This window comes from Brevibacillus sp. (assembly GCF_003521185.1).
Taxonomy (GTDB): domain Bacteria; phylum Bacillota; class Bacilli; order Brevibacillales; family Brevibacillaceae; genus Brevibacillus; species Brevibacillus parabrevis.
Genome location: NZ_DOTK01000005.1, coordinates 18,254 through 37,394, shown reverse-complemented (window position 1 = coordinate 37,394; position 19,141 = coordinate 18,254). Strand labels below are relative to the sequence as shown.

At 52.4% G+C, this 19,141-nt stretch carries 20 protein-coding genes and 1 riboswitch; of the genes, 13 read left to right on the top strand and 7 right to left on the bottom strand.

What is annotated here, in order from left to right; all coding sequences use genetic code 11:
• Positions 1–49 precede the first annotated feature (49 nt).
• Positions 50–724, bottom strand: coding sequence for a hypothetical protein (locus tag DEP07_RS00875; protein ID WP_173599301.1), 675 nt, complete (start codon positions 722–724; stop codon positions 50–52).
• Complete coding sequence (locus tag DEP07_RS00870; RefSeq protein WP_274874086.1) at positions 721–1,521, bottom strand: class I SAM-dependent methyltransferase; 801 nt, start codon at positions 1,519–1,521, stop codon at positions 721–723. Before DEP07_RS00870 ends, DEP07_RS00875 begins: the two co-directional genes overlap by 4 nt.
• Before the next feature lie 196 nt (positions 1,522–1,717).
• Here DEP07_RS00870 and DEP07_RS00865 point away from each other — a divergent pair, with 196 nt between their 5' ends.
• From DEP07_RS00865 to DEP07_RS00855, 3 genes are all read left to right on the top strand, one after another.
• The gene (locus tag DEP07_RS00865; RefSeq protein ID WP_173597008.1) at positions 1,718–3,763 is read left to right on the top strand and encodes a hypothetical protein; all 2,046 of its coding nucleotides are present in this window, start codon (positions 1,718–1,720) and stop codon (positions 3,761–3,763) included.
• Between the two features lie 72 nt (positions 3,764–3,835).
• On the top strand, positions 3,836–4,033 hold the full coding sequence (locus DEP07_RS00860; protein ID WP_122964940.1) for a hypothetical protein: 198 nt from the start codon (positions 3,836–3,838) through the stop codon (positions 4,031–4,033).
• 39 nt (positions 4,034–4,072) lie between these two features.
• Positions 4,073–4,900 (top strand): EcsC family protein, encoded by an 828-nt coding sequence (locus DEP07_RS00855; protein ID WP_173597009.1) that lies wholly within the window; start codon positions 4,073–4,075, stop codon positions 4,898–4,900.
• On the opposite strand, the gene DEP07_RS00850 is transcribed toward DEP07_RS00855, so the two are convergent.
• The gene (locus DEP07_RS00850) at positions 4,897–5,442 is read right to left on the bottom strand and encodes a GNAT family N-acetyltransferase (RefSeq protein WP_173597010.1); all 546 of its coding nucleotides are present in this window, start codon (positions 5,440–5,442) and stop codon (positions 4,897–4,899) included. The genes DEP07_RS00855 and DEP07_RS00850 overlap by 4 nt on opposite strands.
• A gap of 92 nt (positions 5,443–5,534) precedes the next feature.
• Positions 5,535–5,978: a flavodoxin gene (locus DEP07_RS00845; RefSeq protein WP_063229726.1), complete on the bottom strand. Its 444-nt coding sequence runs from the start codon at positions 5,976–5,978 to the stop codon at positions 5,535–5,537.
• A 155-nt stretch (positions 5,979–6,133) separates the two neighbouring features.
• Positions 6,134–6,323, top strand: a riboswitch (Lysine riboswitch).
• Between the two features lie 103 nt (positions 6,324–6,426).
• Between DEP07_RS00845 and dapD the strand changes: the two genes are divergently transcribed.
• The 5 genes from dapD (at position 6,427) to DEP07_RS00820 (ending at position 10,866) form a co-directional block, all read left to right on the top strand.
• Positions 6,427–7,137 carry a 2,3,4,5-tetrahydropyridine-2,6-dicarboxylate N-acetyltransferase gene (gene dapD, locus DEP07_RS00840; RefSeq protein ID WP_173597011.1) on the top strand — a complete coding sequence of 237 codons (711 nt, stop codon included), beginning with the start codon at positions 6,427–6,429 and terminating at the stop codon, positions 7,135–7,137.
• Positions 7,138–7,151: 14 nt separating this feature from the next.
• Positions 7,152–8,366 carry an aspartate aminotransferase family protein gene (locus DEP07_RS00835; RefSeq protein WP_122964944.1) on the top strand — a complete coding sequence of 405 codons (1,215 nt, stop codon included), beginning with the start codon at positions 7,152–7,154 and terminating at the stop codon, positions 8,364–8,366.
• Positions 8,367–8,369: 3 nt separating this feature from the next.
• Positions 8,370–9,503 carry an N-acetyldiaminopimelate deacetylase gene (locus DEP07_RS00830; RefSeq protein ID WP_122964945.1) on the top strand — a complete coding sequence of 378 codons (1,134 nt, stop codon included), beginning with the start codon at positions 8,370–8,372 and terminating at the stop codon, positions 9,501–9,503.
• 290 nt (positions 9,504–9,793) lie between these two features.
• The gene (locus DEP07_RS00825) at positions 9,794–10,390 is read left to right on the top strand and encodes a hypothetical protein (protein ID WP_122964946.1); all 597 of its coding nucleotides are present in this window, start codon (positions 9,794–9,796) and stop codon (positions 10,388–10,390) included.
• Between the two features lie 113 nt (positions 10,391–10,503).
• The gene (locus DEP07_RS00820) at positions 10,504–10,866 is read left to right on the top strand and encodes a DUF4912 domain-containing protein (RefSeq protein ID WP_063229721.1); all 363 of its coding nucleotides are present in this window, start codon (positions 10,504–10,506) and stop codon (positions 10,864–10,866) included.
• Positions 10,867–11,014: 148 nt separating this feature from the next.
• On the opposite strand, the gene DEP07_RS00815 is transcribed toward DEP07_RS00820, so the two are convergent.
• Both DEP07_RS00815 and DEP07_RS00810 read right to left on the bottom strand, forming a co-directional pair.
• Positions 11,015–11,653 (bottom strand): glycoside hydrolase family 73 protein, encoded by a 639-nt coding sequence (locus DEP07_RS00815; RefSeq protein WP_122964947.1) that lies wholly within the window; start codon positions 11,651–11,653, stop codon positions 11,015–11,017.
• A 166-nt stretch (positions 11,654–11,819) separates the two neighbouring features.
• On the bottom strand, positions 11,820–12,248 hold the full coding sequence (locus DEP07_RS00810) for a DUF1885 family protein (RefSeq protein WP_122964948.1): 429 nt from the start codon (positions 12,246–12,248) through the stop codon (positions 11,820–11,822).
• A 178-nt stretch (positions 12,249–12,426) separates the two neighbouring features.
• On the opposite strand from DEP07_RS00810, the gene DEP07_RS00805 reads away from it, so the two are divergent.
• The 5 genes from DEP07_RS00805 to DEP07_RS00785 all read left to right on the top strand — a co-directional run bounded on the left by DEP07_RS00805 (position 12,427) and on the right by DEP07_RS00785 (position 16,803).
• Complete coding sequence (locus DEP07_RS00805) at positions 12,427–12,951, top strand: MarR family winged helix-turn-helix transcriptional regulator (RefSeq protein WP_122964949.1); 525 nt, start codon at positions 12,427–12,429, stop codon at positions 12,949–12,951.
• 105 nt (positions 12,952–13,056) lie between these two features.
• Complete coding sequence (locus DEP07_RS00800) at positions 13,057–13,356, top strand: DUF3055 domain-containing protein (RefSeq protein WP_063229717.1); 300 nt, start codon at positions 13,057–13,059, stop codon at positions 13,354–13,356.
• A gap of 137 nt (positions 13,357–13,493) precedes the next feature.
• Positions 13,494–14,303, top strand: coding sequence for an alpha/beta hydrolase (locus DEP07_RS00795; RefSeq protein WP_122964950.1), 810 nt, complete (start codon positions 13,494–13,496; stop codon positions 14,301–14,303).
• Between the two features lie 128 nt (positions 14,304–14,431).
• On the top strand, positions 14,432–14,557 hold the full coding sequence (locus DEP07_RS00790; RefSeq protein WP_083955739.1) for a GapA-binding peptide SR1P: 126 nt from the start codon (positions 14,432–14,434) through the stop codon (positions 14,555–14,557).
• 110 nt (positions 14,558–14,667) lie between these two features.
• Complete coding sequence (locus tag DEP07_RS00785; RefSeq protein ID WP_173597016.1) at positions 14,668–16,803, top strand: hypothetical protein; 2,136 nt, start codon at positions 14,668–14,670, stop codon at positions 16,801–16,803.
• Positions 16,804–16,977: 174 nt separating this feature from the next.
• Here the strand turns inward: DEP07_RS00785 and DEP07_RS00780 are convergent, their stop codons facing one another.
• Positions 16,978–19,032, bottom strand: coding sequence for a dihydroorotate dehydrogenase (locus DEP07_RS00780; RefSeq protein WP_173597017.1), 2,055 nt, complete (start codon positions 19,030–19,032; stop codon positions 16,978–16,980).
• Positions 19,033–19,141 lie beyond the last annotated feature (109 nt).

Here is a 19,141-nt window from a genome sequence, read left to right as displayed (position 1 = left end):
AGCCTTGTGTACCCGTCTTGCAAACGGATCGCGTTGGCTGTTGTCTTTTTTAGCGATAGCGGGTCAATGAAAGTCTCTCGCAGACGTTTGAGGTCAAGCTTTTCAAAGGATGAGCCACCAGCTGGCCTGTCTCGCGGCTGAACTGCTCAACTGCCGGACCCATGGACAGCTGCGCCGCTGCCAAGGCTATACCAGGGCGGGCAAGTTGAAGGTGATGGAGCGCTTCCTTTATTTTGGCGCAGTATGCTTCTTGTCTGTTTGCCATCAGCAGGTCAAACGAATTTTCGATGATGTGAAGCTCGATTGCGGGATCGCTCCCGGCTGCTTGCGCGTAGCTCCGCAAGCGGTTCATGGTCGGCTCGACTGTGGCCGGGTTGCTGAACAAAAGCAGCTTCGCACCGGGATCAAGCGACAGCTCCTGAAGAAGCGGGCCGTCTATGGTGAAAATGGGAACCGCGAAGCTGGCCTCGTCTTCTGGGGTTAGGTAAGAAGCGTACTGGGTGCAGGTGATGATCACGGCGTCTGCCGAACATTGACTCATCCACTGCAAATGGTCGCGCAGTTTCGCGTGCGCCTGCTCAATTGCAAGGGCAACAGCTCCTGTGCTTTGCAAAAGAATGCCCGGATCGACGAAATGAACAAGTTCGACGTCGAGCGCGGCGAAGGCATCGGCTAAAAGCGCAATATTCGAATGGTGCGCGTGCAAGCAGGCAATTCGCTTCATCGGCTGGCATCCGGCTGCAAAGAGGTTGGCGTGGCTTCCTTGCGGGCGATGAAGCGCAGTCGCTTGTAGTCCATGACCCAGCTGCCAGCGTGGAAAAGCGCCGGGCGCAGCAGCTCCGTCACCTCTTCGCGGATGTCCGTCCTCGCTTGCGCGGACAGTCCCGCGAAAAAAGGGCTGCAAAAGGAATCCAGCCAATGCTGTAACCCCTGATCGCCATCTGGCAGGGTGGTTGGTCTGTCGAAGTGGGAGGCCAGTGTGACGCGGAAGCCCTGCTTTTCCAAAAGGGCAGTGTACTCGCCGATGCTTGGAAAATACCAGGGAGAGCGCTCATCTGCCGAAATATTGTGCCGACTCAATGCGATCCGCAAAGCTTGGAGGATGTATTCGCAGTTGCCTTTTCCGCCAAGCTCGGCAACGAAGCGTCCGCCGGGAACGAGCAGCTGCCAGACAGACTGAATCACTTCCTGCGGCTTTTTCATCCAGTGCAGCGCCGCATTGGAAAAAACAGCGTCATACAGCTCGTTTGATTGATAGGAGTGGGCATCGGCTACGGAAAAGGCAATCTGTGGATATTTTTGTTTGGCTGTCTCGATCATACTTGCAGAAAAGTCGATGCCTGTCACCTTGGTTCCAGTCTCTACCAGTTGCGCGCTCAAATCCCCGGTGCCGCAGCCTACATCGAGAATGTTTTCGCCGGGCACGGGGGAAAGCCACTCCAAAAGTCCTTTGCCATAAGCGGACACAAAACCCATCTTGTCATCGTAGAGCTTGGCATTCCATTGATTCGTGAGACTCATCTGTCTCCCTCCTTTTCTCTTGTTTTACCAGTTTTATAGGTATAAATCAAATCTATAAAAATGATCAAACGAATAGTTTTTGCCTATGTGAATGGCGCGGAATTTTTTCAAACGGCACAGGAAATCAGGCTCATTTTGTCGAAGAAAGACGAGTGGAAACACTACAGCGAATGCAAAGAAAGGTAGAGAATATTCCGTGAAAAAATGGGTTGTAAAAGCACTTCTTGTGTGTCTGGCTACTGGCACCTTTTTGTCGGGAGTATCGGCTCCGCCAGCCATGGGAGCAGGGGCTGCAACATCTATGAAGAAAAACAGCCAAGTAGCAAAGCCCGTTTCGCAGCCTGTTCACAATATGATTATCTTTAACGACTATCAAGTGGCTGGCCAGGATTCAGGAGGGTGGAACTGGGTAAAAAATGACGAATTTATCCTTCCGCCAGATACTCCTCTCGATATCGACCTGCTGCAAACGACGTATGGCAGCGGCACGAACCTCAATAAAAGCGAGGTGATGCTTGACGGCGTTGCCATGCCGGAGTACCAGGCCGAACAGCAGTCTTCGCAAAGCACGTTCCGTTGGCAAGTTCCCCGCTTTTCCATTCCGGCTGCCAAATTGACGGCTGGCCTGCATACACTCACGTTTGTCGTATCAGATGCCAAAGGGCAGAAAAGCACCGTGCATGTGCGCTTTCAAGTAGAAGCGCAAAACTACCCGAGCGTTTTTGAAGGGGAGAAGGCTGAGGGCGAGGAAGTTCCAGCCGGCCGTCAGACAGTTATTTTCGGCATGATGGGCTCTACGAATTTTGCCAGCACGGTACCGGGAACGTGGAAAATGACCAACAAAGCAACAGGTGCCGAGCTTAAAGCGGTACCGGGAACCGTTTTTGCGACGGGAACGCTGGCAAATGGAGAATACGATCTCGTGTTCACTCCCGATGACATGAGCATGAGCATCTGGACGACAAATATTCGCGTCGGCATGGCGGAACTGTACATGGGAACGGACGCCAATGGTCAAAAGCTCTCGCAAGGCCAGCAAATCTCTGCCCCTGCGGCTCCGGGAGTGGTTCCGCTGTATTCTCCCGTTGCCGGACGCTGGTCGGCGAATGGGACAGGACAGACTTTGACCGACTCCCAGCATTTCGAGGTGGCGATTCCGGAAATGATGGCGGGAATGACGATGACGGTCACTTTTGAGCCGAATCAGACAACCAATCCTGACAACATCTGGGGCAGCTCAGCAACGGAAGTAAAAATTCAGGTTCCCGGTGCGCCCAACTCGTGTGATTCAGCGAGTGCAACTGCGACGATGGATGTGCTGATGCAGCAAAATGCGCAATCCTCGATGATGGTCGAGCGGGAAAATTTGTCCTCGTCCGATATTACCGTAAAGCTTTACCAAAGACCTGTACATGTGATCTGGCTGGCGACAGCGGCGGAGCATGTGGAGCATGGCAGTGAAGCGTCAGACGACGAAGGGCCGGGCTTCTGGGCCGTTGACAACGTGGTGGTGGATGAATCGAAGCTGAACTGGGATCATACAGCGCTCCTGCTGTCCAGCTACAAGCCAGGCCGACTCAAGGTGAACTATTACAGCAAGCGGGAGCCTCGCCAGTCGTGGTGCGGCTATATTCAAGTAATTGAAGATGTCCGGCCAATCCCGGCTGTCCCCGCCTGCGACAAGGATGAATCAGGCTTGGCTCCTACCCAATCGCCGCTGCTGTTGATCAACAATCGCGGCAAGGAATATCGCGACGGGCAGACCATTTCAGTCAATTCCTTGGCAGAGCTGGACAATGACAGAGAGCTGCGGCTAAAAGCTACGTACGCAAAACGCAGCGGAAACAAAAAGCTGCGGGATGGAACGGGACGCAACGGCACGGCTTACTACATGCCGAACCTCGTCTGGACGTACGGAGAGACGCCAGTTGGCTCCAATCAGACGACTGTTGGAGCGACGATTTCATCCGACAACACGGTTCAAGTGTTTTATGAAGGACAGGAAATCGCGCTTTTCGAGTCAGACCCGGATGATGAATACGAAGATGAGGGAATGTCATCCCTCGATTTGCGGCAAATTATCGAGGACAACGACGGAAAAGCAGGCGTCTACACAATCAAGGTGACCAACCACCTTACGTACAAGACTTGCTCGCTTGTGCTAAAAGACAAAAAATACGTGAAAGACTTGAACGTCCAGGAACGAAATGAAACCATGTCTCTGAAAGTAGAAGTGAAATAAGCAAACGTCCCCCTTGCAGTTGGCAGGGGGGTTTTTGTTGGGAAAAGTGCTCAAAGGGGAGGGCAAGCGCAGATGACCAGTGAACAGATCGCCATTCTGAAACAGTTCGGTTTTTGCATCGAAGGGGAGCAAGTGAAACATTTGAAGCTGGGAATCGTAACAGACAGTAAGGAATTTGCACGCTTTTCCACGCCTGAGCAGTTGCGGGAGCATATCAAACAGCTGCTTCGCAATCAGTGCTTATGGAAGCAAAAGCGCGGCGAGCAATAGAAACGGAAGAGCGGAAAGGTGTGGGAGGGATTGGGACAGATGGAGTCGAGAGCATATTTGCAGCAGGAGCTGGCAGAGGTAGAAGCATGGGAGAAAGATCAAAACGACTTGTGGTTTTGGGAAAAGCTGGGCAGGCTTCCTTTCGTCTGGCTGGATAAAATAACGCCGAATTTCGTCAGGGATAAGCTGGGAACGGCAGTAGACGAGATGGCGGCATTTCTTGAAACGGGAGGGACGTATCTCGTTTCGGATGCGGCGATTTACAGCAAGTTCGCTCAGCGGCTTGAGCAGGAGCAATCCGGTTCGAGGCAGCCGCGAGCAGAAGAGGTCGCAGGAGCGCCGCTTGTGCTCATGGATGAAGTGGCTCTTAATCTGAAAGAGTCGCGGGCGACTTTTGCCACGGTGCAAGGTGCGACGACGGGGATCGGCGGAATTTTTACATTGGCTATCGACATTCCGTTGCTTTTGGGCACTTCGTTGAAAGTGTTGCAAGAAATGGCCCTCTGCTACGGATATCGGCCAGAAGAAAAGCGAGAGCGCCTGTTCGTGGTCAAGTGTCTTCAATTTGCTTCCTCGGATATTGTCGGGAAAAAAGCGATTTTGGCTGAGCTTTCCCGGTTTGACGAGCCAGCTGCGCAGAAAGACGTCATCGCGCAATTGCAAGGCTGGCGGGAGGTCGTCGTGACGTACACCGAAAATTTCGGGTGGAAAAAGCTGTTTCAGCTGGTACCGATTGCGGGTATTTTGTTCGGAGCGTACTTGAATCGTTCAACCGTACAGGATGTCGCCGAAGCGGGGAGAATGCTTTACCGCAAGCGGCGAATCCTGGAGCGATTGCGGGCACAAGAAACAGCGCAGCGTGATTAAGCCAGGTCTTCGGCTGTCAGCGCGAAAATCAGATGATCTTCCCACACGCCGTTGATCTGCAAGTAGTGCAAGGACAACCCTTCCTTGCGAAAACCGTTTTTCTCCAAAACGCGAATAGAGGCCGTATTGCGAGGCATGACAGCGGCTTGCACGCGGTGCAAACCGGCTTCTTGAAAGGCGAAAGCGAGAGCGAGCCTGACGGCGGCTGTCGTGTAGCCTTTTTGGTTGCAGCTTTGATCCATGAAGTAACCGATGGTCGCGTTTTGCCAGGCGCCGCGTACGACGTTTGACAGGGCAACACGGCCGATCATGTCGTCCGTTTCGCGCAGAAAGACGCCAAAAGCGTAGCCTGTGCCAGCGGCAAAGTCTTTTTCCGCCTGGGCGATTTGTTCCTGTTGGCCCGTGAGCGTCAAAAAGGAAGACGACCGAATCGGTTCAAAAGGTTGCAAAAAAGCATGATTACGCAGCCGAAGCTCAAGAAGCTCGGCTGCGTCGTCCATGCCCAGAGGTCGCAGATAGACCGTTTCTGTATGTAGCGTCATGATATCAATCCTCCCTGGAAAAAGTCGGATCGACATTGTACCATGACTTGATTTAAGTGGAAAGGCTTTTTCTTTTCAGCGGCCTTCTGGTCTTAGCCCAGCAATTCGGAGAAAGAAACGCCAAACGCCTTGCAGGTTTCCACTTCTTTCGCTGTAGGGGACAGCTCGATTTTCAAGCCTTCAAGTGGTGTTTCCGCACCGCGCTCGCTCGCCTTTTTCAAGAGAGTATCTACGGCAGCGCCAACGTGCTCGTAAGCGGAATCGCAGGAACCGAATGCGACTACTTTTTTGCCAGTCAGATCGATGTCGTCCATCTCTTCGTAGAAGTCCAGGCACTCGTCCGGAAGATCGCCGTCGCCCCAAGTGTAAGCGCCGAGCAGGATGCCATCGTAGTCCTCAAGCTCCTTGGCTGTTGCGTCCATCACTTCTTTTATCTCCAGCTCTTTTCCTGTGGATCGAATACCCTCAGCAATCGCTTCAGCAATCTCTTGTGTGTTTCCAGTCATGCTTGCGTAAACCATCAAAATGCGGCTCATAAGGTTGAAACCCTCCAAATAAGATAATGAAAATCATTCTCACAAAAATAAGATAATGAAAATGATTCTCGTTGTCAACGATTTTTTTTCTTTCTATAAAGCTGTTGCCACATGGGAATGATTTTGGTAGAGTTAAATGAAATTATAATATTGGAAGTCTAAATAGAGGTGCGCCGAAGAATAGTACATCTTTTCGTCATCTGCCGGGGGGCGGGAAAAGGAGGAAAGGCTAAAGCGCCGAAGCGGTTGTTGTTCCCCTCGAACAGCAGCGGCTGGGGTGGCTCATGAACAATGAACATCCTGTCACAAAAGACGATTGTCTTCTTGTGGAGCGCTATTTACGATTTGCTTGGGCAGTTTGGAAAGCAATGAGATAGCGAATGCACTCATTGCTTTTTTTAGTCAATTTAAACAAGGCAAGGTTTTGATCAAAAAGGAGGATTTACCTGTGAACATGATGGATGCAAATGAAATTATCGCGTTTATTCAAAAAAGCGAAAAGAAAACACCTGTGAAAGTATACGTGAAAGGCAATCTGGAGGGCATTGACTTCGGTGCCAGCGCAAAAACGTTCATCACTGGCTCTACTGGCGTCGTCTTTGGCGAGTGGAAAGAGATCGAGCCTGTTTTGGCTGCAAACGCCGACAAAATCGAGGACTACGTGGTAGAAAGCGACCGCCGCAATTCCGCGATTCCATTGCTCGATACAAAAGGCATCCAGGCTCGCATCGAGCCGGGCGCGATCATCCGTGACCAGGTTACCATCGGAAACAACGCGGTGATCATGATGGGAGCTTCGATCAATATTGGCGCGGTAATTGGCGAAGGCACGATGATCGACATGAACGTGGTTGTAGGTGGACGCGGTACAATCGGGAAAAATTGCCACATCGGCGCTGGTTCTGTCATTGCAGGCGTTATTGAGCCGCCTTCCGCACAGCCGGTTGTTGTCGAAGACGATGTCGTGATCGGTGCCAATGCGGTTATCCTCGAAGGCGTTCGCGTAGGAAAAGGCGCGGTCGTAGCAGCAGGCGCGGTCGTGATTGAGGATGTGCCGCCATACGTGGTTGTTGCGGGCACACCTGCTCGTGTCATCAAACAAATCGACGACAAAACTCGCTCCAAGACGGAGATCAAGCAGGAGCTACGTCAGCTGTAGGGGAGAGAGCTCACATGGACTGGCGTACGCTCGACGAACAATACATCGTCTCTTCTTATAAACGTTTGCCTATCGCGATCGCCAAAGGGGAAGGAAACTACCTGTACGATACAGCGGGCAACAAGTATTTGGACCTGTTTACGGGCCTGGCAGTCAATGTGCTGGGCCACTCCCACCCGCGGATTGTTCAGGCGCTGCGCGATCAGGGAGAACGTTTCCTGCACATTTCCAACGTATTTTTGAACCAGCCGGCGATCCTGTTGGCCAAGCGGCTGGTCGAGCAGACGATCCCGGGAAAAGTGTTCTTCACCAATTCCGGCGCAGAGGCGACCGAGTCCGCGATCAAAATGATTCACAAATGGACGAAGACCGACGGAGCGGGACGCGAAGGGATCGTCGTCTTGCGCAACAGTTTTCACGGCAGGACGCTGGGCGCCGTTCGGCTGACCAGGCAAGCGCACGTCTATCAAGATTTTCCGCAGCCGGATTTTCCCGTGTACGAGCTTGATCCGGAGGACACAGCCGGATTGCGCGCCATCTGTCGCGAGGCAAAGCCAGCAGCCGTCCTGATGGAGCCTGTTCTTGGCTCCGGGGGTGTCGTGCCTTTGTCTGTAGACTTTTTGCGCGAGGTGGCGACCATTTGCCAAGAGGAAGGCATGCTGTTTGCCATGGATGAAATCCAGACAGGCATGGGACGGACGGGAAAACTGTTTGCCTACGAGCACGCAGGCGTGACGCCAGATTTGATCCTGTTTGCCAAAGGAGTAGGCGGCGGACTTCCGCTCGGTGGCGTCATTGCCGGGACGAAGCTGATGAACCAGTTCAAGCCGGGAGATCACGGCACGACTTTTGCGCCGTCTCCGCTTTCGGCTGCTTTGGGCAATGTCGTGCTGGACGAACTGCTCGATCCCGCATTTGCAGCGAGCGTAGACGAAGTGATTGCCTACCTGTGGGCTGGACTGGAAGCACTGCGTGAGCGCCTCCCGGAACAGCTTCAGGCGCTGCGCGGCAAAGGCATGATGGTGGGAATCCCGCTCAGTGCTGCTCCCGAAGAGGTCAGCCGCTTGCAGCAAGCCATGCTGGATCGGGGAGTTCTCGTGGATGTGACGCAAAAAACGATTGTTCGCTTGCTGCCGCCGCTCACTTTGACCAAGGAAGACGTAGACCGTTTCCTGGAAAGCTTTGCAGCGGAACTGGCTGAGCTTCAAGGGGCAAAAGGGGAGGCGTAAGCGATGACGACATCTTTGTTTACCCAAATTCGCCGCGATCTGCACCAAATTCCCGAGCCGGGCTTTCAAGAGGTAAAAACGCAAAAGTATTTGCTCGATTACCTGGAGAAGCTTCCGCAAGATCGGCTGGAGATCAAGACATGGCGCACCGGGATTTTGGTCAAGGTTGCCGGAACCAATCCGAAGCGGACGATTGCCTGGCGGACTGACATGGACGGCTTGCCGATTGCAGAGGAGACGTCCTATCCGTTTCGCTCGTTGCATGAAGGGTATATGCATGCGTGCGGACACGACATGCACATGGCGATTGCTCTCGGGCTGCTGACGCATTTTGTGCAGCAGCCGATCGCAGATCACCTGCTGTTCCTGTTTCAGCCGGCGGAAGAAGGGCCAGGCGGCGCCCTGCCGATGATGGAGAGCGAAGAGTTTGCGCTCTGGCGGCCCGACTGCATTTTTGCCCTGCACATCGCTCCCGAGTATCCTGTGGGCCATATTGCTACAAAGCCGGGCATTTTGTTTGCGAACACGTCCGAATTGTACATCGATTTGGTCGGAAAAGGCGGACATGCGGCGTTCCCGCACAAAGCAAATGACATGGTAGTTGCCGGGAGCCATCTGGTGACGCAGCTACAGTCGATCATTTCGCGCAACATCGACCCGCTCGATTCCGCTGTCGTGACCATCGGCAAGCTGGAGGGCGGAACCAAGCAGAACATCATCGCCGAGAAGGCGCGGCTGGAAGGGACGATTCGCACGTTCTCGACAGAGTCCATGGCTCTGGTCAAAGCGAGGATTGAATCGCTAGTAAAAGGGATCGAGGCCGGTTTCGACTGTACAGCATCCATTGACTACGGCGTGGGCTACTGCCAGGTGTACAACGAAGAAAAGCTCACGACAGCGTTCATGGACTGGGTTCGCGAGCATGGGGAGGATGTGACGCTGATCGCCTGCAAGGAAGCGATGACCGGAGAAGACTTCGGCTACTTCCTGCAAGAGATTCCCGGCTTTTTGTTCTGGCTGGGCGTTCATACCCCCTACGGCTTGCATCATGCCAAAATCGAGCCGAGCGAGGAAGCGATCGAAGTCGCGATTCGTCTCGTCTCCCGGTATTTTACCTGGCTTTCGCAGCAAGACTAGCGTGCGACGGCAAAAGAAGAGCGGCTGTGCTGGCCGTTCTTTTTTTATCGGCCAATACCAATAGTGTGCGGACGGCCATATGCCCGCATTGTCAAGAGTCCGGAGTGGTTATTCACAAAATGGTGAACAAGTCTTTCTTCCTGTGCGGCCGTTGCTTGTGGATTCTGTGGATATTGTTGAAAAAACTTGTCTTTGCACCACAACTATTTGCCGTTTTTCACGTATAAACTAGAGAGAAGAAATTCCGGAAGAACAAGCGCTGCCGCGCACACATACAGGAGGATTATGACATGAAAAAAGCATGGTTATCGGCCTTGTTGGCGCTGACTGTAGCGGGAGTCGGGACTACCGCTGCTTTGGGAGAAGGTGCGTTGCGCGTATTTGTCGGCTCAGAAACGATTGCGAGTGACATGCCGGCTTCCAAAGCTGATTCGGTTGAATCGTTGGTCAATAAGCTTGGCGGATTCGTCGATTACGATCAGAAAACAGGAAAGCTGCAAGTAGTCAAGCCCAATGTAAACATCATTGTCCTGGAAGGGATTCAGCAGACACGCAACAAAACAATCGTGTTCAGCAACCCGATCAAAGGCTACAGTGACAAAAATGTTCCGCGCACCTTCAACGTCTTTGTCGAAGTGGACGAAGCTCCCGTCGCCAAAGACTTGCGTATACAACTGGTTCTGATCGGACCGGATGGCAAAGAAGTAAGCAGAGGAAAAGAGCTGAAGTATTCGACGCAAAACGCGAACAGCTTCTATTTCGCCGAGCCGTTTGTTTCGACCAAGCTGGAGGACTACGGCAATTACAAGGTGCAAGTCCAAATGAAGTCGGAGAAGTTCCCTACGTATGTCGTAGTAGGCGAAAACACTTTTACGGTAGGGCGATAAATTAAATGGCTTGGAAACGTTCCCACTTGGCTTGGTCACATGGTATAATAGACTGAATAAACCAATATACATGTTGAAAGCAAGTACATGAAAGAAAGGAACGATGGGAGCAGATGGAGACAAATCCCCCGCGATCGTCCACGGATGTAGAAGGCCCGAGTATACACATTGCCTGGAAAGATGAGCATTCGATTCAGGCAGAGTGGAGTATGACGAAGGAGTTCGAGCAGGAAGTGGAGAAGAAATTTGCGATACCTTTTGCCGAACTGCCGTTTGTCCTGCGCCTTTTTGACGTGACTGAGCGCAAAGAGATCCGTAACGATGGCACAGACCTTTACACTGATTTTGATATTAATCACCGCTCTTCCGAATGGATTTTGTACGGAGTCACGCAAGGATTGGAATATTGCGTCGATCTCGGCATTCGGATGGTGGATGGAAGGTTCTATTCGCTGTCAAGATCTCAAATGATTTGATCAACGTGCTCGTTTGATTTGGCTGTTTGGATGTGTGATCCAAGGCAGCCGCATAGGAAGTAGTACCCGTTTTCTTATAAGGAAAAAGCCCCGCTGGCCCACGTTTTCGTGTGGCTGGAACGGGGCTTTTATTTTTGCGGCGGATGGCTTATGGAACTTGGCGCTGTTTGTCCAGCAGGCGAAGCGCGATAGCGAAGACCGCCCAGGCAGGCAGCGGCTCATCCAGCTTGCCGAGCCATTCCGGCGACGTAATCAAACCTTCGCGCAATGCCCGTTTGCCGAGATCGAGCTTCCAAGGGGGATAAGGGGATGGCTCTTCAGGCGTAAATTGATCGTAGGCGCTCAAATTGTAATTTTGAATCAAACGAATCAGTTTGTCAGCGTATTGCGGATCAGTGGCATACCCGGCTTTTGACAGCGCCTGGGCAGCTTCCTGCGGCGTCTGGGCCATCAGCACTTTTTTGTATGCGGGCTTGAGCAGAAACTGGGCATGATCGTCGATGGATTGTTGATAGTTGTAATAAGCTTTGAACTCGGATGGGTGGGACACGGTTTCCCCGTTTACGACTTCCTTGCTGACGGTGGTGACCGATCCAGCGGGGCCTGTGCCTTTGATGCCAAACAAATTGTAGGAGGAGCGGCCTGTCGTCGAATCAACAGGCACTTTTTGCCCCCAGCCTGATTCCAAAATGGCTTGCGCAATCGTGATGGAAGGGAAAATGTGATAATTCAAGTAAGACTGCCTGGCGGAGCCTGCCACCAGCTCGATGAATGCTTGCGGCTCCATACGCTTTTCACCTCTTTCGTCGTCGCTGACCTCTGGCGGTGGGTACTGGCAAATTCGGCTATCTGTACCCATGTTATGCCGGGCGCAGCGAAAAAAGCTCCGCGAGGAAAGCAGCGCACGCATGCAGACGTAAAAAAACAGCAGGTCAGAGCCTGCTGCTTCATGGTTACGGTTTGCGAGGTTGAAAATATTGGACGCGTTTGTTGAACAAATGCAGCTCCGCCTTGTAGTCGCGGGCCAAGTAACGACAGTATTCGTTGGCTTTGTTCATGTCTCCGTTCGTGGCAGCTTCCGGGAGCGAAATCTGGATGTAATGCTTCTCGGTGCCATCTTCGTTGGCGCTGCCAACTCCGACCACGATCGATTTGTACATGCTCGGGTCTTTTCCCTTGAGGAGGAACCACGATTCCTTGCCTTCCGGACGTTCTTCTATGGTGTATGGAAACGCTGCCTCTTGATAGGACCAGCCGAGTTGCTGCCCTGTTTTAGCGGTCATGTCCATATATCGCGTAAACTTGGCTTTCACGTCTTCAATAGTTGCAGATTGGGCGGTAGAGCCATTCACAAAATAGATGTAGGCCGATTGAAGTTTCACGATTGCACCCTCCTAGTACCGGGAATATCTGCGTTTAGTGTAGCATTGCTTCCACTCTTTGGCAATGAGACAGTTGCGAAACGAAAACAATTGCGCGTCTTTTCTGAAAAGTGTAAAATATAAATACTATTTATATAGTCGATAAGTGAACGATAAAGGATCATGGAGGAGTAAGCCCATGCAGGAGGCCTCGATTAGACACGTATTTGAAGCATTGAACACGATGCGCGCCATTGATGTGGTAAACAAGGAAGACTGGGAGCGGGCGGCGAAGGAAGCCGAATTGGATTCCTCCGTGCAGTTAAACATTCTCTGGATCATTTACTGTTATGAAGGAGTGCGTGTCACCCAAATTGCCGATTGGACTTTCTGGCACCCGTCTTCGATCGTCATTCACATCAAAAAGTTGATGGAGAAAGGGATGGTGACGATTGAAAAGTCTGAGCTGGACGGACGGGTCGTCCATGTGTACCCAACCCAGCGAGGCAAAGAAGTTTTGGAAGAAAGCAGAAGAAATGTCCCATCAATTTTCAGATTGACGTATGCCCTGGAGAAAATGGAGGAACGATACAGTACAGCAGTAGTCGAATTGTTCTTCGAATGCCTCTCCTTTGTCGCCCAATCGCTGCACGGAGCGGAGAAGGTGAGATGGATTCAGGAGGGCGAAGATCGCGTGATGAATCCTACTCATCTGATTAGTTAAGGAGCAGAGGGTGGCAAAAAAGCCGATTTTCGTGTATACTGTTAAATACTCCGAATATTTTTGAAATATTTCCGGAGTGAAAACCAAGATGAGGAGGGATTGCTGATGGAGCACTACGAACACTTATACGACGTTTCTGAGAACGCGAATGTCCGTTTTCTCGGATTTGTTTCTGAGGGAACCAGACACGACTTTGGGATTGTATTTACACACAAGTTTTATGGAAAGCCGTTGGTGGTCTGTATGCAAACGGGGCAATCAACCCTTCTCTGTTCAGAGGATGCGGTAAAGCCGGGATATTTGCAAAAAGTTTTCCGACTGGACTCGGAAAGCGAAGCCCAGGCGCTCGCTGAATTTTTCCAACAGTACCTACCGACCATTTCATTTGAAGAGAATCAGTACTAGCAGGCGGGCAGAAGTTTATCTTCTGCCCGTCTTTTTTGCTAGAGCGCCGTGGCTGTCTCGAAAGCAAGCGGAGTACCCTGTTTACGAAGGCGGGCGACCCGGCTTACAATCGGGATAAGGAACAGGAGGCCAGATCGATGAACGTACATAAATGGGCGGCCAGCGAGCCGAGAGGAGCAATCGTGCTGGTGCATGGAACAGGAGAACACCACGGGCGGTATGAGCATGTCGCCGCTTTTTTGAATCAGCAAGGCTGGGATGTGTATGCAGGAGATTTGCCAGGCTGGGGGCGTTCGCCGGGAATCAGGGGGCATATCGACTCGTTTGACGATTATTTGCAAAGGGTGCGGGAGTGGACGGCGTTTGCCCTGCAAGACAGCGCCGGAAAGCGTCCCGTCTTTTTGCTCGGGCACAGCCTGGGCGGATTAATTGCGACTCGCTTCGTGCAGGAAGAGAAGCTCGCTCGTGAGCTGACGGGACTGATCCTGACTTCTCCGTGCCTTGCGCTGAAGCTGGCGGTTCCGGCGTGGAAGGCGCGGGTGGCGAGTCTGCTCGACCGCGTTTGGCCGACGCTTGCCATCGCCAACGGGATCAGCCCTGACATGGTTTCGCGGGATGTGGCGGTTCAGGCTGCTTACAAAAGCGATCCACTCAACTATCCAAAGGTCAGTGTACGGTGGTTTCAGGAATTGCACAAAGCGATGAACATGGCTTTTGCGCAAAGTGGACAGCTTGCGGTGCCTGTGCTGGTGCTCCAGGCAGGTGACGACTCTCTCGTCGATGCCGATGCTGTCGAGCGCTTCGCCGAAGGCATACAGGGAAACAAAACGTTTCGGCGTTTGCCAGGCTTGCGCCACGAGGTGCTGAACGAGCCGGAGCGCGAGGATGTACTCCGGCAAATCGGCAACTGGCTGGATGAAATCGCCAAAACCAATGTGACATACTAATTAAATTCAAATTGTGTGCAATTACCGTATTGACTCCTAATGGTGTGGCATATTAAGATGAGAGTACGTTGAATCGAAGGATATGTGTTATCACATTTCATGAGGAATCCAATGCGGAGGGGACACAGATGGGAACTATCGTATGTCAGACTTGCGGGACCATCATCGAGCATTTTGAGAGCAACTCAGTGAAAACGCTTTATGCGGCTTGCAACTGCGAGTGCCGACCTGATCAGAGACAGGAAAAAGAATAGGATAAAACGCGCAGGCCACTCAGTTCAGGGCCTGTTTTTTTTTGACAACCTTTTCATATTGAAGGATAATGGGGAAGTGTGATAATCGTTGCAAAAGGAGGAATTGTTTCATGAAACGAAAGCCCATGCAAGGACTGATGGCCGCAGCGCTACTGGTCAGCTCCTTGTGGACCGGGACGCCAGCGTTCGCTAACAGTGTCGGAGAGGAAATCAAAATAGACGCTAGTCAACCTGAAATTTCTGAGGATGGTTTCGACATTTCCAAAGATTATGCCGTATGGAAAGTGGAAGGCGAGAAAACACTCACCCTGTACAACCTCAGCAAACAGACAGAATTGAAAATCGGTGATAAAAAGTCCGACAAAACAAGCCCGAGAGTGGACGGGAAATACGTCGTCTGGATCGACTCTCGCAACGGAGGCTCCGACGTATACCTGTACGATATCGCCAAAGACGAAGAGATCCGTTTGACAAAAGACGCTTCGGTAAGCGGTCTGGAAATCACAGGCAAGCAAGTCGCCTGGGCAGACAAGAGCGATGAAGGCACAGACATTTATTTGTACAACATCTCGACAGGTGATACGACACGCGTGTCCACAAGCGGGAAAGCCGAGTCTCCAACCGTGGGCGACAGCTATGTAGCTTGGGCAGACAAGAGAGAAGGCAACTACGACATCTACTACTACGACATCGAGCGCGGAGTAGAAAAAGCGGCAGTCTCCGGAAAAGGCGATCAGATCGAGCCAAGCATTTACAGCGACAAGATCGTGTACGAGAACAGTACGAGCCAACAAATTTACCAATATTCGATCAGCGGCGGTAAAAACAAACAGCTTACAGATAGTTCGGACAGCAAGGGATTCGTACATATTTTCAAAGACAGAGTCGTCTATTTGGAAGATGACGATTTGGTTTACCACCAATTAAACAAAACGTTTGGCAAAGAAATCGTCAGCAACATTTTTGACGAGGTCGGTCCTCGCCTTTACGAAGACTACGTGCTGTATGCCAAGAAGGACAACAACAAAAAACTGCGCTTGAGTCTGTACGACCTGGACGAACAAGAAGTCATTCCGCTCGGGACCACTTCCGGCAAGCCGATTCAGCCAGACGCTTCCGACCGTTATGTCGTGTACGTGGCAGAAGCCAAAAAGGGCAATGCTGTCATTCTGTATGATACAGAAAAAGGTACAAGCAAAACGATCAGCAGCGAGGACTCCGATCCGGAAAGAGCCGTTGTAAGTGGACGCTACGTCGTCTGGTATGACCAGAAGGAAGACGCGCTGGTTGCCTACGATATTCGCAAAGGGACAACCAAACAGATTACGGACGAAGATGAAGATCAGGAGCCGAGCGACAAGCTGTACGAAGTCGATGGCGACAACCTTTTCTGGGTGAACATCAATCGCCGGGCTGATCTGATGATTACCGATTTGGCGACAGAAAAAACGACGGAGATCGAGAGCTTGAAGAGTGAGCCGCTCTCCATCGATATTTACGGAAACTACGCTGCCTGGGTGGCAGAGACTGGCAAGAAAACGGCGAGCGTTTATTTGTACGAAATCGATGAACAAGACACGACAGAAATCCGCAAAAATGTTAACGTGCAATCGGCGCAAATCGGTGACGATTTTGTCGTTTGGAGCGAAACAAGCGACAAGTCTAAGACTGGCTGGGATTTGTACCGCTACAACATGGATCGCCAACGGACCGATTTGCTGATGCGTTTCAACGATCGCGATCAAAAAAATCCGCAAGCTTCCCGCAATATGGTGTTGTTTGAAGACAACCGCCTGACGAAGAAAGACAATGATTTCTACTATGAGCTGTATGATGCAGAAGACGGTTCGTTCAGCGACGTCGAATGGAACGAAAAAGCGGAAATGTCCAGTGCGCGAATCGGCGGCAACCGCGTTGTTTGGATCGATGAGCGCGATGGAGATCCGGTTGTGTACACGATGGCATTTGCGAAACCGCAAGATAGCGATGAGGAAGAGGAGCCAGGGGAAGAAAAGCCGGAGCCTGGTGAAGTAAAAGAGTTCAAGTATGTCGACTTGCTCAATAACAACACTTTGGGCAAACTGCTCAAAGAAGTCGGCTACAACAATTTTGTGTATGTGTTCTTTGCAGGAACGGACGAGGAAGTTACCATGACCATGCGCGAGGTCGTAAACGACAAGAGACGTTTTGACGATTACATGAAGCAAAGCGACGTGGACGAAGTCGTGGTGCGCGTCACCTACTAGAAGGAATGCGCAAGCAAAAAGCAGACAGTGGACATTTTCCAGCTGTCTGCTTTTTTGCGTGCAAACCGTTTTGCACTGCGCGAGCGCTTTTTGGCACAGATAAGAATTGATCAGATGCTTATCCAGTATAAGTGCAACCAAGACTGCGCCAAAGGCTTGGCGCAGCCAGGTTTTCTAAGCAGGGGGAGTTGCTGGAATTTGGCATAAATACGGCTTTGTCAGCAGTAATCCGGCCAGAAACAAAAGGACGGCCACATAAGCGGGGAACAAATGCCAGAAGTCGACGTAGCCGACGGCAAAGTGAATCCCGATGCCCGCAGCGAACCCCGGTATGCCAGCGAGGAACAGTGTCCACCACACCCATGCTTCCCCGCGGCGGAAGCCCCACAAGCTGATCAAGAGGACAGCGAGACCGTCCGATACAAGTGCACCGCCAAAACCTGCCCTGTCGTGAGCGATCAGCGGAATCAGCTTTTCGTTAAAGGCGTTCAGCATTTCTGCGGATACGCAAAGAAAGACCAAATCGGATGGAACGAAGACGCCAGTAATCCCGATCAGGGAAATGATCAGTCCAGCTCCCGTCAGGCTAAAGCCGATGATGACAAAAAGCAGCTGCCCCCACAAAGCCATTTTCCACGTCCGGTCGTTATGTACGTCTGGCGGAAGGGCAGGCATATGTCTGTTGGCTCGCGTACGCAGAGCAAGCAAGAACAGCGGGAGCAAAAGCAGCGCCAGAATCGCGTGCATGTAGTCAAAATAGCCGTAGCCAATAAACAGGAAAAAGCTGGAGAATCCGACCGCTCCGGAAGCGAGCAGCACGGCGCGCGTCCAATGAATGTCGTTGCGCAAGCCGTGATACGATAGCTGCGCATACATGATGCCGATCGAGATCATCGTTCCCGCCAGGCTGATCCGGTCGTGAGCCATAAACGAAAGCAGCTGCGGGCTGATCAAAGCAAGTTGTTCCGCGCTCATTTGCAAAAAACGTTCGTCGTACGGGAGGATGACGCTGGCAACGGCAACCAGCCACGCCAGTGCGCCGCCGATGATCATCCCGATGCCCAAAAGCAGCCCGCAAAGCCAGGAAGGAAGCCACAAGGCAGATCGTTCCTGTGGCTTTTTCGTAGTCGTGGTCGTTTCAGACACTGCCGCTGCTTCCTTGTCCATGTCCGGGAGCGGACAGTCCAGCGAAGCGCATGCGCCGAAACGGGATTGCAAAATCGCTTCGTTGATTCGCTTCGGCAGGCCAGGACCGGAGTAGACCAAACCGCTGTGCAACTGGACAAAGTCAGCGCCAGCGTCAAAAAAAGCAAGAGCGTCTGCCGGTTCCAGGATGCCGCCAGAGCCGATCAAAAGGCATTCAGGCCAGGCCGCTCTGGTGCGGGAAACAGCTTGGAGAGAAGCTGTGTGTGACGGCTCGCCTGTGACGTATGCAGCAGTATGCACATTTTCCGCATCCCGCTCCCGCTGCTGTACGCCTACGCCTCTGACGCCCCCGCATACGATCACGCCGTTCAGCCCTGCTTGCCGGGCCAGGCGGAGCAGACGAAGCCACTGGTTTTCCTCCAGGTCAGGCGGGAGCGCCAGCAGGACGGGCAGCTCGGTAGCTTGCCGCAAACAGGCCAGATGATGCTGCCACTCGGCGTCACTCCACGGGTTGTCTCCCTCCATGGCGCGGCAGTCCAACGAAAAAAAGGCGCAGTACGGCTGCAAACGGGCCATCAGCTGTTCTCTCTCCGTTGTCGCTTCCTCTAATGTTGCCCCCGGACGAAACCCCAATCTGGCTCCGAGCGGGATCGCTGACGGCGTGGAAGTGGATTGGCGCAAACGGCTTTCTACGGCTTCGATTCCCGGATTTTCAAGCGGTGTCCTGTACGTAATGGCGGAAGTGCCCACGTTCCGAGCCGTCTGCCCGGAATCGGCAAGCGGCGCAAGCGTAACTGGCCCCAGCTCGATGTAGCCAAAACCGAAGCGCGACAATGCTCCAAGCGCTGTTCCAGCCGGGTCTAGACCAGCTCCCAGGCCAACCGGAGCAGGGAAGGTCAGTGCGCCGACTGTTTTGGATAAAGTTGCAGGCGGATGCATATGGCCCATCAGCTCGATGATGGACGAGCCGCCAGGCAGCTTTGCCAGCGTGCCGATGGCGGTGAGGGTCAGGCTTCTGGCGCGTTCGGCTGGCAGCAGAAAAAGCAAGGGCCGAAACAACGTTTGATAGGACCAGTCTGGCAAAAGGATCAACACCTTCCTGATTTTTCCCATTTCTATCTTATCTCAAAAGGTTCAGGCGATACATGCCCAAAAAAGCAAAAAGCCGTTGTCTCCGCAGAGGCAACGGCTT

Coding starts and splice junctions, on each gene's coding strand:
- DEP07_RS00875 (WP_173599301.1), bottom strand. CDS start 724: ATGAAGCGAATTGCCTGCTTGCACGCGCACCATTCGAATATTGCGCTT.
- DEP07_RS00870 (WP_274874086.1), bottom strand. CDS start 1,521: ATGAGTCTCACGAATCAATGGAATGCCAAGCTCTACGATGACAAGATG.
- DEP07_RS00860 (WP_122964940.1), top strand. CDS start 3,836: ATGACCAGTGAACAGATCGCCATTCTGAAACAGTTCGGTTTTTGCATC.
- DEP07_RS00855 (WP_173597009.1), top strand. CDS start 4,073: ATGGAGTCGAGAGCATATTTGCAGCAGGAGCTGGCAGAGGTAGAAGCA.
- DEP07_RS00850 (WP_173597010.1), bottom strand. CDS start 5,442: ATGACGCTACATACAGAAACGGTCTATCTGCGACCTCTGGGCATGGAC.
- DEP07_RS00845 (WP_063229726.1), bottom strand. CDS start 5,978: ATGAGCCGCATTTTGATGGTTTACGCAAGCATGACTGGAAACACACAA.
- DEP07_RS00835 (WP_122964944.1), top strand. CDS start 7,152: ATGGACTGGCGTACGCTCGACGAACAATACATCGTCTCTTCTTATAAA.
- DEP07_RS00830 (WP_122964945.1), top strand. CDS start 8,370: ATGACGACATCTTTGTTTACCCAAATTCGCCGCGATCTGCACCAAATT.
- DEP07_RS00825 (WP_122964946.1), top strand. CDS start 9,794: ATGAAAAAAGCATGGTTATCGGCCTTGTTGGCGCTGACTGTAGCGGGA.
- DEP07_RS00820 (WP_063229721.1), top strand. CDS start 10,504: ATGGAGACAAATCCCCCGCGATCGTCCACGGATGTAGAAGGCCCGAGT.
- DEP07_RS00815 (WP_122964947.1), bottom strand. CDS start 11,653: ATGGAGCCGCAAGCATTCATCGAGCTGGTGGCAGGCTCCGCCAGGCAG.
- DEP07_RS00805 (WP_122964949.1), top strand. CDS start 12,427: ATGCAGGAGGCCTCGATTAGACACGTATTTGAAGCATTGAACACGATG.
- DEP07_RS00800 (WP_063229717.1), top strand. CDS start 13,057: ATGGAGCACTACGAACACTTATACGACGTTTCTGAGAACGCGAATGTC.
- DEP07_RS00795 (WP_122964950.1), top strand. CDS start 13,494: ATGAACGTACATAAATGGGCGGCCAGCGAGCCGAGAGGAGCAATCGTG.
- DEP07_RS00790 (WP_083955739.1), top strand. CDS start 14,432: ATGGGAACTATCGTATGTCAGACTTGCGGGACCATCATCGAGCATTTT.
- DEP07_RS00785 (WP_173597016.1), top strand. CDS start 14,668: ATGAAACGAAAGCCCATGCAAGGACTGATGGCCGCAGCGCTACTGGTC.